This is a genomic window from Ruegeria sp. CDSA021 (genome assembly GCF_059612325.1).
In genome coordinates this window covers 40,191-54,727 of sequence record NZ_JBXWQJ010000021.1, presented here as the reverse complement: position 1 = coordinate 54,727, position 14,537 = coordinate 40,191, and the positions used below count along the sequence as shown (strand labels likewise).

At 59.3% G+C, this 14,537-nt stretch carries 9 protein-coding genes and 1 pseudogene; 5 read left to right on the top strand and 5 right to left on the bottom strand.

The annotated features are described in order from the left end of the window. Positions 1-221: 221 nt before the first annotated feature. Positions 222-431: pseudogene (locus tag AC2FLD_RS20335) on the bottom strand (IS6 family transposase); the annotation flags it as partial. 89 nt (positions 432-520) lie between these two features. Next, positions 521-1,447, bottom strand: a complete 927-nt coding sequence (locus AC2FLD_RS20330; protein WP_050604441.1) for a LysR family transcriptional regulator — start codon at positions 1,445-1,447, stop codon at positions 521-523. Positions 1,448-1,552: 105 nt separating this feature from the next. Here AC2FLD_RS20330 and AC2FLD_RS20325 point away from each other — a divergent pair, with 105 nt between their 5' ends. The 5 genes from AC2FLD_RS20325 to AC2FLD_RS20305 all read left to right on the top strand — a co-directional run bounded on the left by AC2FLD_RS20325 (position 1,553) and on the right by AC2FLD_RS20305 (position 8,069). Further along, complete coding sequence (locus tag AC2FLD_RS20325) at positions 1,553-2,929, top strand: aminotransferase (protein ID WP_496673386.1); 1,377 nt, start codon at positions 1,553-1,555, stop codon at positions 2,927-2,929. A 104-nt stretch (positions 2,930-3,033) separates the two neighbouring features. Then, a complete protein-coding gene (locus tag AC2FLD_RS20320) occupies positions 3,034-4,518 on the top strand; it encodes an aldehyde dehydrogenase family protein (protein WP_496673383.1) in 1,485 nt (494 codons plus the stop codon). Further along, a complete protein-coding gene (locus AC2FLD_RS20315; RefSeq protein ID WP_496673381.1) occupies positions 4,515-5,777 on the top strand; it encodes a PLP-dependent aminotransferase family protein in 1,263 nt (420 codons plus the stop codon). The genes AC2FLD_RS20320 and AC2FLD_RS20315 overlap by 4 nt, the downstream gene beginning before the upstream one ends. Further along, complete coding sequence (locus tag AC2FLD_RS20310) at positions 5,778-6,791, top strand: glutamate cyclase domain-containing protein (RefSeq protein ID WP_496673379.1); 1,014 nt, start codon at positions 5,778-5,780, stop codon at positions 6,789-6,791. Positions 6,792-6,809: 18 nt separating this feature from the next. Beyond that, positions 6,810-8,069, top strand: a complete 1,260-nt coding sequence (locus tag AC2FLD_RS20305; RefSeq protein WP_496673377.1) for an aminotransferase class V-fold PLP-dependent enzyme — start codon at positions 6,810-6,812, stop codon at positions 8,067-8,069. Positions 8,070-8,116: 47 nt separating this feature from the next. On the opposite strand, the gene AC2FLD_RS20300 is transcribed toward AC2FLD_RS20305, so the two are convergent. The 3 genes from AC2FLD_RS20300 to AC2FLD_RS20290 are packed head-to-tail and all read right to left on the bottom strand — an operon-like array spanning position 8,117 to position 14,455. Beyond that, positions 8,117-10,531 carry an FAD-dependent oxidoreductase gene (locus AC2FLD_RS20300; protein WP_496673375.1) on the bottom strand — a complete coding sequence of 805 codons (2,415 nt, stop codon included), beginning with the start codon at positions 10,529-10,531 and terminating at the stop codon, positions 8,117-8,119. A gap of 5 nt (positions 10,532-10,536) precedes the next feature. Then, the gene (locus tag AC2FLD_RS20295) at positions 10,537-12,954 is read right to left on the bottom strand and encodes a GcvT family protein (RefSeq protein ID WP_496673373.1); all 2,418 of its coding nucleotides are present in this window, start codon (positions 12,952-12,954) and stop codon (positions 10,537-10,539) included. 4 nt (positions 12,955-12,958) lie between these two features. After that, complete coding sequence (locus AC2FLD_RS20290) at positions 12,959-14,455, bottom strand: trimethylamine methyltransferase family protein (protein ID WP_496673370.1); 1,497 nt, start codon at positions 14,453-14,455, stop codon at positions 12,959-12,961. Positions 14,456-14,537: the final 82 nt, after the last annotated feature.

Below are 14,537 nucleotides of genomic sequence, written 5' to 3'. Positions count from 1 at the left end.
TAGATGCCCGAAAGTCTTCCTGTCAGCCATCGCACTCGCCGCACTCGTCATCTATTGGCTATGAGTCCTGAGCCTAGGGCACGGCGCGTCAATTCATCGAAGGTAGAGTGTGAGGCGGCCAGCTTAGCGAATTGTTTGAAAGAACAGAGTCCGGGCAAGGGGTGGCCCTTTCAAATCATATGCGTAAGTTCGATGCCAGCGTTGCCGCCTCAGAAGCGAAAGCCTTGAACCTCAGCATGGGTCTCATCCATTCTCCGGGAACGGTCGCATTGTCCTTTTTGTCGCGGCGCTGCTTCCGCAATGGCACAAGAGTACCGCGCGCGCCATCAGTTCAACGTGGTGTGATCCACTACGACGCCGTATCGAACACTAGAAAGCACTGCATACAGGATCACATCCTTTGGACATTGCGCACCTTTGAAGGAAATCATGAACAGGCTCTCGGCTGAATTGTATCAACGTCCTCTCACTGTCTGCCTTCGCGTGCATCAATGGGAACAAGTTTGCAATAGATCTGACTTCAATTCATATGAAACCCGCAGCCGGGCAGGTCGCACCATTCCGACAACAGCTTGGCGATTTGTAAAATCGGATCTCCTTCTTCGAGATCCTCCGAGCGCAACACCGCGTGCCAAGGCACGGAAATTCCGTCCTGAGTAACCTGGGCACCAACGATGCGACCTTCTTTCAATGCGGATTGAAGCGCCCAGTTGGACAACACACTTGTGCCCAGATCCGAGGCAACCAGTTCGACAATCGCCTCGGGCAGTTCAACGGTCGCAGCCCATTTCGGGTAGCTGTCCGTGGGGCGAAACAACAGCGCAAATTCCCGGTCTGGTTCGGGGATCTTGGTATAGGTGATGAAAGGCTCGCCTACGATATCAGAACCTTCCACATACGGGCGATCTGCCAGACGATGTGACGGCGGCATGATGTAAAGCAGAGGATCGTCAAACAGTTTGATGCTGCTGAGCCCGGCCTGCGACACCTTGCCTGAGGTAATCGCAATGTCCAGATGCCGGTTCAAAAGCCCGGTCAGCGGATCACTGCGCGCACCCGCCATGATCTGAATATCGATCCCGTCGGTACGTGATTTCATGAATTTGATGAAGGAGGGCAGCCAGCGATAGTTGCTGTAGGCTTCGACCGACAGGCGCACCACATGCTGCACATTGGCATTCATTCGCCGCACGTCCTCTTCCGCGCGGCTCAGATCGGTGAGGATGCGTTCTGCCACGATTGCCATGTAATCCGCCGCCGGTGTCCGGCGCAGTTTCTTGTGCATTCGGGTGAACAGGGGCACATCCAGCCGACGTTCGGCCTCGCGCAGGCGATGCGACAGGGCCGATGGTGTAACCCCCAGTTTCTTGGCGGCATCGGTGATCCGACCGGTTTCGTTTATAGCCTGGATCAGTTGCAGATGCCGTAGATCGAGCAGCGGTTTCATGTGTTTTTAGCCTGAATGAAATTCACAAAAACCAAAAAACTTCGAAATTGAAATTCAGTCAATAAAAAGGTGAAGTTCCGGCAGATTTTCATTTGGAGCATCCCCATGAACGTTGACGCCCGACGCGCGATCGAACAGGACAAGGCGCACCACGTCCATCCTCAGTCGAACCTGCGCCAACACGCCCAAGACGGCCCGACGATGATCACGCATGGTAAAGGGGTGTTCATTTACGACAGCGAAGGGCGTGAGATCATCGACGGGTTTTCCGGGCTGGGCTGTGTATCATTGGGCTATCACAACGAACGATTGTCGAATGCCGCCAAGCGACAGATGGATGTGCTGCCTTTTGCACCAACCTTCTACAACCGCTCGCACCCGCGGGTGGCCGAGCTGGGTAAACGTCTGATCGGCATGGCGCCGGGCAAAATGAACCGGGTGATGTTCCAGTGTTCGGGGTCCGAGGCAAACGACACTGCAATCAAGCTGCTGTGGTACACCAACACAGCCCGTGGCGAGCCGCAGCGTCGCAAGATCATTGGCCGGGTGCGGGGCTATCACGGCAATACGGTGGCGACGGTGTCCCTGTCGGGACAACCGCACATGCATGCCAAGTTCGGCCTGCCGCTGCCCGAGTTCAAGCACGCCGAGCTGCCGAACTATTACCGTTTCCATATCGACGGCGAGAGTGAAGAAGAGTTTTCGGCCCGGATGGCGGCGAATTTCGAAAAGCTGATCCTGGCGGAAGGTCCGGAATCCGTGGCGGCCTTTTTTGCCGAACCGGCCATCTCGGGTGGCGGGGCGCTGATGCCGCCTGAAGGCTACTGGAGGGAAATGCAGGCGGTACTGCGCAAGTATGACATCAAGTTCCTGGCCGATGAGGTCGTGTGCGGTTTTGGCCGAACCGGCAATATGTGGGGGTCACAGACCTGGGGGCTGGAGCCTGACATGATCTCTTGCGCCAAGGCGCTGTCCGCTGCGTTCTTTCCGATCTCGGCCCTTATGTTCAAGGATGAGATGTATGCCGACATGATGAAGAACTCGGACGAGGTTGGCACCTTTGGCCATGGATATACTTATGCAGGTCACCCGGTTGGCGCTGCCGTCGGTCTAGAGGCACTGGATATTTACGATGAAATCGATCTGGTGGGTCACGTCCGCGCGGTTTCGGCCCGGTTCCTCGAAAAATGCTACTCGATGGCCGATCACCCGCTGGTGGCCGAAGTGCGCGGCGTCGGTCTGTTCTGCGGCTTCGAGCTGATGAAGGATGCAAAATCCCGTGAACCGTTCGATCCCTCTTGGAAAGTGGGTGAGCTTGTGCAGAACTTTGCCCATGATCGGGGTCTGTACCTGCGGGCGATTGGCGACCGGATGAGCTTTATGCCGCCGCTGATCATCAACGAGGATGAGATTGATATTGCCACTGAACGTTTCAAGGGCGCCTTGGATGACGCCTGGGCGGTGGTTCGAGCGAAGATCTGATTGAATTGGGGTCGGACTCAAGCTTTCATCCGATCCCAGCGCCGGTGGAAGCCCCCTCAGGCGGCGCGCATTTTTGAAACCGCGGTTCGCCAAGGAGAATAGGGATGACGACATACTTGGAGCCGAAACTGCCCGATGTGGGCTTGGCCGGTAGTTACATCAACGGTGCCTGGCATTGGCCCGAAGGGCGGCTGGTGGTCGAAAACCCCTCGCGCCGCACCCCGATCTGCGAGGTTGGTCGCGGCACGTCAACCGAGGTCGATTTGGCCGTCGCCGCCGCTCGTGCCGCGCTGCCGACGTGGCGCGCCTTGGCGGCGAGTGAGCGTGGCAAACGTCTCACAGAGCTAGGCCGTCGCCTGGAAGAGAACGCCGAAGAAGTGGCTCGCGTATTGGCGGCGGAAAGTGGCAACGCGATCAAGACCCAATCGCGGGGCGAAGCGATGGGGGCTGCCGGGGTTCTTAAGTATTACGGTGGCGTCTCGGTCGAACAAAAAGGGGAAACCCTGCCACTCGGACCGGGTCTATTCAGTTACTCCACCCGAGAACCACATGGTGTTGTGGGTTCTATCATTCCGTGGAACTCGCCACTCCAGTTGGGCGCTGTAAAAATCTCCATGGCATTGGCAACCGGAAACTGTCTGGTGTTGAAACCGGCTGAAGATGCGCCACTGGCGATTCTGAAATTGGCTGAACTGGCGGATGGACTGTTTCCACCGGGCGTCTTCAATGTTGTGACGGGGCTGGGTGAAGAGGCAGGCGCGGCGCTGGCTTCCCACCCCGATGTAGACAAGGTGTCCTTTACCGGTTCAAGCGAGGTCGGCAAGCTGATTGGCAAGGCCACTTCTGATCGCATTGCCAAGCTGACGCTGGAACTGGGGGGAAAGTCACCGACGATCGTGTTCCCGGACGCCATTTCCGAGGGCCGTCTGGACAGCACCGCGCAGCAGGTGGCTAACGCCATGCGCTTTGCTCGTCAGGGTCAAAGCTGCACTGCCGGATCGCGCCTGTTTGTGCATAAGGACATCTGGGATGAGCTCATGCCCAAAGTGGCCGAAAAATCGGCAGCTTTGAACGTCGGCGATGCACTGGATCCGGATGTGGATATGGGCGCGGTGGTGAACGCGGAACGCTACGGCGAAATACGCGCTTATGTGGCCGAGGCCGAAGCAGAAGGGGCGACCTTCCTGATCGGAGAAACGCCTGTCGAAGACCCCGCAGGGTTCTGCCCCAACCCGACAATCATCACTGGTGTCGACAACGATTGGCGCATTGCTCGGGAAGAGGTGTTCGGCCCTGTCATGGTGGCCATTCCCTTCGAAACGGAAGGAGAAGTCATCGCCATGGCAAATGACACTCATTACGGGTTGGCAGCGTTCTTGTTCACTCATGACGTAAGCCGCATTACGCGCCTGACGCGCGCCATTGATGCGGGTTGGATACAGGTCAATCAGGGCGGTGGTCAGATTCCCGGCATGTCTTATGGCGGCACCAAGCAATCGGGTATGGGCAGCGAATACTCCATCGAAGGCGCATTGGAAGCCTACACCTACCGCAAATGTGTCACCATCAACATTGAGGACGGCGCGTGAGCACGGACCGGTTCGGTAACGCCATCGATCCAAGCGTGGGATACGCCCGCGGCGCGCTGTTGCAAAGTTCAGCCGATGAGGTGCGCAGGTTGGCACAGGCGGGCCGTGTTGCTGCGGATTTCGTGGCACGCGAAGGTATCGACAAGGTCGCCATTTGCACAGGAAACCTGCGGTTCTATCCAGCAACGCCGGACGATTTGAACCTGTTGTGCGAAGAATGGATCGGTCCGGGCCTGTTTGGTGAAGAACTGCGCCAGGCCGCAATCGTTCATCTGGGCGGGCAGGGGCACGAGGCAGCAGCGGTGGTGAACCGTACAAGTGCCGGGATCGTTGCCACCATACTGGCGCATTCAGCAGGCAAGCCGGTGTTGTCTCTGGTGGCACACGGCGACCGGAGCCATGCCTCGGTTCTGCGCGGGGCGCGGCTGGCTAATGTGCAGGTGCGCGAAGTGCACGACCTGGACGCGATGCACCAGGCGCTGGCCAAGGACAGCCCGGCGCTGTTCGTAATCACGCCCGTCACCTCGGAACTGTCCATGCTGAGCGATGACCTGATCCGCGATGCAGTGGCGGCGGGGAACAAGGCGGGCTGTGTCACGTTCCTTGATGACGCTTACGGTGCGCGATTCCGTCCGGTGCTGCATGGCGGTGGGGATTCGCTTTCCTTTGGGGCGGATCTGGTGATCACCAATGCCGACAAAGCGGGGCTGTCCGGTCCCCGTGCGGGGGTTCTTTGTGGCGATCCGTCAGCGTTGATCCCAGTGCAGGCCAAAGCCAGCGAATTGGGGATGGAGGCACGCGCGCCCATTGCGGTTGGTGCAATGCGCAGTCTTCAGGGGTTCGCTCCGGATCTGTTGTTACAAGAAGCGCAAGACGGACAAGACCTGGCCGACGCGCTTGAATCTGCGCTGGGCGTTGGTCGCGTGTCTCGCTCGGCGCTGGGACCCAAGATAGACGAACAGGACGCGATGGACATTGTCCTGGGCATGGCTGACTCAGAAAAGACCAATGTTGTGCCTGCCGAAGTGACGGCCGCCATTGGCATGTTGATGCTGCGGGACAAAGGGATTGTAACCGTTAACACTCATGGACAGCCGGGAGGGCGCGTTTCAATCCGATTGAAGCCAACCTCCGGCGCTGTGGCTCGTGTCGGAGGTGCGATGGCCGTGACCGACACTCTCTTGTCGGCAATGCGCCAGACAGCGAACCACCTGAACGACAAGGCTTGGTTTGCAACAACGTTGTTTGGAGAAACGTGAATGGCTGACAAGGCTCTGATCACTCGGTTGGACAATCGGCTGGATCAGTTGGTGAATATCGATATGGGCGAACGCGGCGTCGAGCACCTGTTCGAGGCCGCACGCGCGCTTGAAGGTCAGTCGTTGATCGGCGCGGCGGCGGACACGTTGATGGCAGTGCCCGAGGGCGGGACCGTGGTGATAACGACCGGTTCGGTTTCGCGCGCCTGGATCACACCTGATCTGGGCGAAAATGACGGCCCCTCGGGCGCGGCGGCCATTGCGCGGGCGCTGGTACTGGCGCGTAACGTGACCTGCGTCTTGCTGTGCGAAGACACTCTGCTGCCGGCGATCCGCAACACCTGCCAGGCTGCGGGATTGTTTCCCGTGACATTGGAACAAGCAGCTATTGCCAGGGCGGACAAAAGCCTCGCCACGATCGTCATGCTGCCCTATGCCACCGATGACGTCGGGGGACAGGCGCAGGCTGAAACCCTGATGGATGAGCTGAACCCTGATCTGTTGTTTTCGACAGAGCGGGTCGGGCGCAACGAGTTCGGCGTCTATCATTCGATGCGTGGTATAGACTATGGAATGGGTCGCGCCCGCGTTGATCTACTGTTTGATCTGGCATTGGAGCGTGGCGTTCCTGTCGTCGCCGTTGGCGACGGCGGCAATGAGATCGGCATGGGCAAGGTCGCCGACCACGTGAAGGCGCATGTGCCCTATGGTGACGCTTGCCAATGTGGCTGCGGTGGTGGGATCGGCGCTTTGACCAGTTGTGACGTGCTAGTGACTGCCGCCTGTTCCAACTGGGGCTGCACCGCAATTGCAGCCGCCATGGCCGCCCGGGCAAGCAATGCCAAACTGCTGCACACACCCGACCGCGAGGCCTTGCTGCTTGACACCATGGTCGCCAACGGTCTGATCAATTCAACCCACGGAATCGTCGACGACAACGTCGACGGGTTCACCCGTCAAAGCCACATCGCGGTGGCCGAGCTCTGCCGCTCGATCGTAAGCCGTGCGATCTGAACATTTACAGGAAGACCCATGATCCAAGACAACCCCGCCCTTATCGACGCAATCCGCGACCGTTTCGCTCATGTCGACAGCTGCCCATTTCAAGGCGAACGGATCTTTTTCGAAAATGCCGGTGGCGCGCTGACGCTGAAATCCGTTGCTGAAACTTCGGCCTTTTACGCCGCGATTCCAGACAATCCCGGTCGGATCAACCCGGCGGGGCAGGGCACTCAGAACGTGATCAACAAGGCCAAGCAGGATCTGGCCGTTTTTATGAATGTCACCAGCGGACAGTTCTTTGCCGGGGAAAGCGGGACGGAACTGTTGTTCCGGATGATCCGCACCGCGTGTTTGGCTGCGCCAAACGGGGCCAAGGTGATCGGGTCGTCCATCGAACACCCCGCCACTCGCAGCGCCGCGCGCCGTTGGGCAAAGATCGCGGGTCTGGACTATGTGAACGTGCCCCATGACAATGATACCGGGTTGGTGACCGCCGAAGATTATGCGGGGTTGATGAGCCCGGACGTTGCAGTGGCCACGATCCTTCATGCGTCGCCCGTTACAGGAATGGGCATGGATGTGGCAGCGATTTCAGCCGCCATTCGCGCCGTCGCACCGGAATGCCTGATCATCGTTGATGGCATTCAGCACGCGGCACACGGACAGCTTGATCTTGATAGCTACAATGTCGATGGCTACGCGATCTCTCCGTACAAAGTTTTTTCGCGCCATGGGTATGGAATAGCTTGGATCTCGGACAGGCTGAGCGCGCTGCCGCACGACATGTTGATCGACGCGCCCGCCACCGGTTGGGAGTTTGGAACCCGTGACGCTGGGTCGTACGCAACCGTTTCGGACGTTGTGTCTTATTTCGACTGGTTGGGCGGAGAGGTTTCGGGTGAAGCCGACCCCCGCGCGCGCATCGAGGCTGCGGGCCGTGCCATCCACTCCTATGAGACCCACCTGACCAATACTGCCATCAACGGCACGGGCAATCTGCCGGGCCTGCGGGACATGGATCACGTGACCATTCTGGCAGGGGCCGACAACCCCGCGCGCGAAGGGCTGGTGTCTATTGTGATCAACGGCAAAGCCTCGGAAGATGTGGTTGAGGTTTTGAACCAACAGGGTATCCGCACCCACACGCGCAAAGCGGATCACTACTCGGGCAATGTTCTGACACCGTTGGAGTTGTCCGATTGTATTCGCATCTCGTTTTGTCACTACAACACGGAACAGGAAATCGCGCGCCTTCTTGCCGCAATCAATGAGATGGGCGGGGACGGCTGACCACGCGGTCTTTGTGTTTGGTCAAACCGTCTGAGGATGCGCGGTGGTTACCCGCGCATCCGGGCATTGTCCGGATCGTAAAGCGGTCGCAGGCTGGCCTGTGCCATTACAGCGCGCCCAGCCACCTTCACCTGATAGTTGCGCCCGGCAAGAGCTTTCATCGTCATGCCTTCGGGCCGCGAGACATAGCCCATGCCAATGGCACCACCGACGCTCCAGCCGTAGCTTGCCGACGTCAACCGCCCGACGATTTGCCCGTCACACAGGATCGGTTCCTTGCCGAAGACCAGAGCATTTGGGTCGTCCAGCCGGAAAGACAACAAGCGGTTCGCAGGGCCGGTCGATTTGTGAGTTTCGATCGCCGCTTTGCCGGTAAACTCGGTAGTGAAATCGCAAGCAAAAGTCAGGCCGCTGTCCACCGGGCTGTCATGTGGGCCGATGTCGTGGCCCCAGTGGCGGAAGCCCTTTTCGATCCGGCAGCTATCTACGGCCATTCCGCCGCACAGGCGTGGCGCATCAGGCGCAGCCATGATCATTTCAAACACCTGCTGTGCGAATTCGGCAGGGACGTGCAACTCCCAACCCAATTCGCCGACATAGGTAATCCGTTGTGCGCGGACCGGCGCATGACCAACGTGCAATGCCTGCCACGAGCCAAATGGGAAGACGACATTTGACAGGTCGGCATCGGTCAGCCCGGCCAGGAAGTTCCGCGCGCGCGGACCCATCAGGGCCAGCGTGGCCTCGGATGACGTGATATTGACCACTGAAACTGCGGTGTCCGCCAGTTGCGTTTTCAGCCAGTATTCGGTTTGCGGTTCAGCCCCGGCAGAGGCCATGACCATGTAGCGGGTCGCATTCAGGCGCGCGACGGTCACGTCCGCCTCGATCCCGCCTTGCGGGTTGAACATATGGGAATAGACCAGAGCACCCGGAGCAACGGCCATATTCGCCCCACAAAGCCGCTGCATCTGCGCCTCGGCATCTTGCCCGTCCACGATGAATCGGCCAAAGGTCAGATCGATGCAGCCCAGATCGGTGCGCAGCGCTTGATGTTCGGCCTGCCAGTCATCGAACCAGGGCTCGCGTCCGAACCCGTCCGTCATCTCACGCCCATAGAAGAGGGGCCGTTCCCAGCCATTGGCGCTGCCGAATTGCGCGCCCGCGTCGCGTAGATGGGTGTAATAAGGCGCCCGGCGCAAACCACGCGCCTGTGTTTTGCGCAGATAGGGCCAGTGCATCGTATAGGCGTGACTGAGCGTTTCGGCCGCCTTAGTTGCGGTATAGCTGCGGGCGTTCAGGCCGGGTATAATGCGACGACTGTCGACATCTGTCAGGTCCATGGTCATGTGTCCCGCCATGATCCATTCAGCCAGCGCTTTGCCCGCACCGGGGCCGTTTTGGATGCCGGTCGAATTGAACCCGGCGGCGACCCAATACCCTGTCACATCTGTGATTGGACCGAGGTAATGTTTGGCATCCGGTGTGAAGCATTCCGGCCCGTTGAAGAACTTGCGAATGCCGCTTTCCGCCAAGGCCGGAACCCTCTCCATTGCGGCCTCCAAGATGGGATAGAGGTGTTCTTCATCGCAGGGCAGTTCATCAAATTCGAACGCCTCGGGCAGGCCGTCCTTGGGCAGCCAGGGGGTCGCGTTGGGCTCGGAACAGCCGATCAGCAGCTTGCCTGCGTCTTCTTTGTAATAGGCGTATTCATCCATTACCCGCAGGACGGGCAGATCACCGGTCACGCCCTCAATCGGGTCAGTCACAACGTAGTAATGGTTTGTGTAGTGCAGCGGGATCTGCACACTGTGGGACATTCCAAACTCACGCGCCCACATGCCGGTGGCATTGACCACATGCTCGGCGCGCACCAGCCCTTCTTCGGTTTCCACACCAACAGCACGGCCACCTTCGATGACGACGCGTTCGACCTTGGTGTCTTCAAAAATCTGCGCGCCGTTCGCCCGCGCGCCTTTGGCCAGCGCCATGGTGGTGTCGATCGGGTTGGTATAGCCGTCACCGGGGAACCAGAACGCCCCCTTGGCGCCTTCGGTCGATAACATAGGCCAGCGCTCCTGCGCCACGGTCAGGCTGATCTCTTCGGCGCGCAGGCCACAGCCATGGGCATAATCGACCTTGCGGCGCAGTTCCTCCATGCGTGCCTCGGTCAGCGCCACGGTCATCGAGCCGTTGCGCTTGACACCGGTATTCTGCCCGGTCTCATCCTCAAGACGTTCCATCAGGTCGAGGCCGTATTTTGCCAGCGCCGACATGACCGGCACGCCTTGGGTTTCGCTGACCAGACCTGCGGCGTGCCATGTCGTTCCGCTTGTCAGTTTCTTGCGCTCGAACAGGGCGACGGACCAACCTGCTTTGGCGAGGTGATACGCAGTGGCACAGCCGACGATCCCACCGCCAATGATGGCGACCTGTACGTCGGTCGGAAGGGATTTTGCCATGGTTCTTATCCCTGCAACCGGTCGTTTTCGGGATCGTAGAACGGAACGGTCGCCACAGTCGCTTTCACAGGCACGCCAAGCACTTCGATATCAAACACATCTCCGGGTTTGGCGGGCACAGTCAAATAGCCAAGCGCCACCCTCTTGCCGATGCGGAACCCCGTACCGCCCGAGCTGACGTAACCGACCGGTTGACCATCCCGGCAAATCGGGTCCGAGGACAGCGCATCCGCGCCGTGACCGTCCAGCACAAAGGCGGTGAAATGGTAATCCTTCGGCAGTTCGGCTTGCGCCAGAAACGCCTCGCGCCCGACAAAACTGTCTTTCTTCTTGCTGACGAAACGATCCAGACCCGCATCGAACGCGGTGTATTCGATACCAAAATCCGCGCCCCAGCCGTGATAGCCCTTTTCCAGCCGCATGGCGTTCAGCCCGTAAGAGCCAAATTCGACAATACCGTGATCCGCGCCTTCATCCACGACGGCGGTGTAGACCCGGACTAGATCGGCGCTGCGCATATGCAGTTCCCAGCCCAATTCACCCACATAGGACACGCGCAAGGCAATCACCGGTGCGCCTGCAATGGTGATTTCCCGCACCGACATCCATGGCGCGTTGTCCTTGGACAGATCGTCCTGGGTCAGCGGTTGCAATACGTCACGGGATTTCGGCCCCATAACCATCAAGGCGGCGTCAAAATCAGAGCCGCGGGTCAGGGTCACGCCCTCGTCCGGCAGGTGCTTCGACAGCCAGTCATGGTCGCGCTGATCGGCCAGAGTGGGACCGCAGAGCAGGTATTTGTTCTCATCCAGCCGCGCAATCGTGGCCTCGGACCAGATCTTGCCCTTGGGCGTCAGCATATAGGACAGCTTGACCCGGCCTACGGTCGGCATCACGCCGCAAAAAACATGATTGAGGAATTCGGTGGCCTTTGGCCCCTCGACCTCGTACCGGGTGAAACCGCCGTGATCCATCACACCGACACGGTCGCGCACGCCTTCGCATTCAGCTTTGACCGCATCGTGCCAGACTTCGTGATGGAAACTGAGCTGGCCGTCATCCTTAATCTGATCTGTCTGGAACCAGAAGGCCCGTTCCCAACCCGCAATTTGCCCAAACACTGCACCTTTACCCTTAAGCGTGTCGTAGAGCGGCGTGGTTTGCACTGGACGACCTGATTTCCACAAACGATGCGGGTAGGGGATTGCGTATTGGTGTTCATAAAGTTCACTGGACCGTTTGACGGTATAGTCGAACGTCGCCCATTCCTCGCCAAAACGGCGGGGGTCCCAGAAGGACATATCCCACTCGGTTTCGCCCTCGGTAATCCACTCGGTCAGGGTTTTCGCAGCTGCCGCCGAATGGGTGATGCCCACCGGGAGACAGCAGGCATGGTAGAAGTTCGGCAAGCCGAAGGCGGGCCCACAAAGTGGCGCGCCATCCGGGCTGTAGGGGATGGGGCCGTTTACGAACCGGCTGACACCGGCCTCACCCAGCAGCGGCACATGTTCCAGCGCGGCCTCAAGGATCTCGGCAATGTCATCGACACTGTCGGGATAGAGCTGGTTGGCGAAGCAATCAGGCATTCCGTCCAGCCAGGCGGGGCGGCCTTCGTGGCCGTAAGAGCCCAGCAGCAGCCCGTTCCGCTCGCGCCGCAGGTAGTACATGATGTCCGGGTCGCGGATGAGGGGGAAATTGTCCGGGTTAGCCTCAAGCTCGGGCAGGCTTTCGGTGACCAGGTATTGATGCTCCAGCGTCACCACTGGCAGTTTCTGCCCGACCATCTCGCCAACCTGACAGCCGTAATAGCCCCCGGCGTTGATCACGACATCGCAAACCACGTTGCCCTTGTCAGTCTGCACCAGCCACTCGCCCGAGGCGCGGCGTTGGATGCCGGTGACCTTGGTGAACCGCGCAATCTGTGCACCCCGATCACGCGCGCCCTTTGCCAATGCCTGTGTCAGCTGCGACGGGTCCACGTCACCCTCGTAGGGGTCGAGGATGCCACCGATGATGCTGTCGCCCGAACTAAAGTAAGGGTGCATGTCATCCATCTCTGACGGGGTCAGCATCGCCATGTCATAGCCCAGCCCTTTGGAAATGCCGACCAGATGCCGGAACAGGTCCATCCGTTCCGGTGTGTGGGCAGGCCAGAACGCGCCGGTATGGCGATACGTGATCGGATAGTCGACCTCTGTCGCCAGATCCTTATACAGCCGCCAGGCATAGTTGCCCGCGCGCATCCCGCCCCAGCTGTTGGCATATGTCGGGATATTGCCCGCCGCGTGCCAGGTCGATCCGCTGGTCAGTTCGTTCTTTTCGATTAAAAGCGTATCGGTCACACCGGCTTTGGCCAGATGATAAAGGGTCGAGACACCAACCGCGCCGCCCCCGATGATCACAACTTTGGCATGGCTTTTCATTTGCTTAGTCTTTCAGATGGATGGGCAGGCGGGCGCGCAGGGCGGCTTCGATTTCGGTTGTCAGGTGCGAGGGCGCAGGTTGTGCTTCGATTTCGCCAACGCGGGCTATGGCGCGGTCCCATACCGTTTGAGCGCCGCTTTCAAGCCAGTCACTGACACTCTGACGGTCGCCGAGCGACGGGTAGACATATTCCTTGGTCATCAGGTCCAGAGTCTGAGCCGTGCCAAGGAAATGACCCTCTCCCGTTACGACCTGTTCGATCATGTCCAGATCAATCAAGCCTTCGAACATTTCGACCCCACGGACCGAGCGCAGGATGGCGCCGCACATGTCGTTGTCGATGACCAGTGCCTCTTTGCTGGCTGCCATGATCGAGCCGAGCATACCAACAGACAGGTTGATCATATCGGCCCCAGCCTGCGCCGCCAGCGCGATGGTATATCCCTTTTCGTAGCCCGATTGAGCGTCTGCCGTCTTGGCGTCGGTCATTCCCGCTGAAACGGTCGACGGCAGGCCAAGGTTCAACAGCAGCTGTGCGGCGGCAGCGTTGGCCACCGCAGCTTCACCCGAACCGCCGGTCATCGCTCCGGTACGCAGATCGGAAATAAAGGGCAGAAAGGCCAGAATACAGGGAAAGCCCGGCTGCATCATGTTGACCAGCACCAGACCGGCGAGCGATTCCGCCAGCCCCTGCGCCAGAGCTCCAGCCAGCGCCGCCGGGCTTGTGGCCCCAGCCTGCGCTGCGGAACAGATTTGCAGTGGCATTCCCAAACGCACGCATTCACGCATCACCCCGCAGGCTTCCTCGGCCAGCGTCAGCGGTGGCACCACGTGACAGACGGATGCAAAACAAAAGGGCTGTGCCTTGAACGCGCCCTCGCCGCCCAAAGCTGCGTCGAACATCTCGATCACAGGGGTCACGTTGGCGGGCTCGAAAAAGCTAGTGCCGATAGGCTTCGAAGTCGCTTTCATCGCGGCAAAGGCGGTGTTGATATCCAGCGAAAGCGGGTCTTCCAGATCCCTTGCCACTACGGGACGCAGGGAATAGTGGATGTTGTCGCAAGCATCGACAATACGCATCAGATTGTACAAGTCCTGTAATGTGCTGTCGCGGAATGTGTTTGTGGTGGCGTCGAGCACCTGTACCGCTGCGCCGCCCGTACCGATATGGACGCGACCGCCTCCAATCTCGATCCCGCGATCCCGGGTGAAACCGGGCAGCTCGACCCGCTTGCACGCGCCAGCGATCATGTCCTCAACCAATGCGCGTGAAAAGGTGATGCGCCCGTCGGCCCGCTCTGTTGCGCCGTTCTCCAGCGCCAACGTACGGATGTCGTTGGGTGCTCCTGATAGGCCAATCCGTTCCAGAATATCAAAGGCCGTATCAGTGATATGGGCCAGTTCGCCTTGATTCAGCGGCATGAACCGCCCGCCGATGGGCGGAATAGTCATTTGTGGCGTTGCGGAGTTGGAAGCCCGTCTTGATCGTGTTCGCCGCATGAGCGCGTTCCTGATAAGGTGTTTTCCCGCGCATCTTAGAAAGGGCTTTATTGTAGCTCAATTCCATTATTAGCTGATTTTC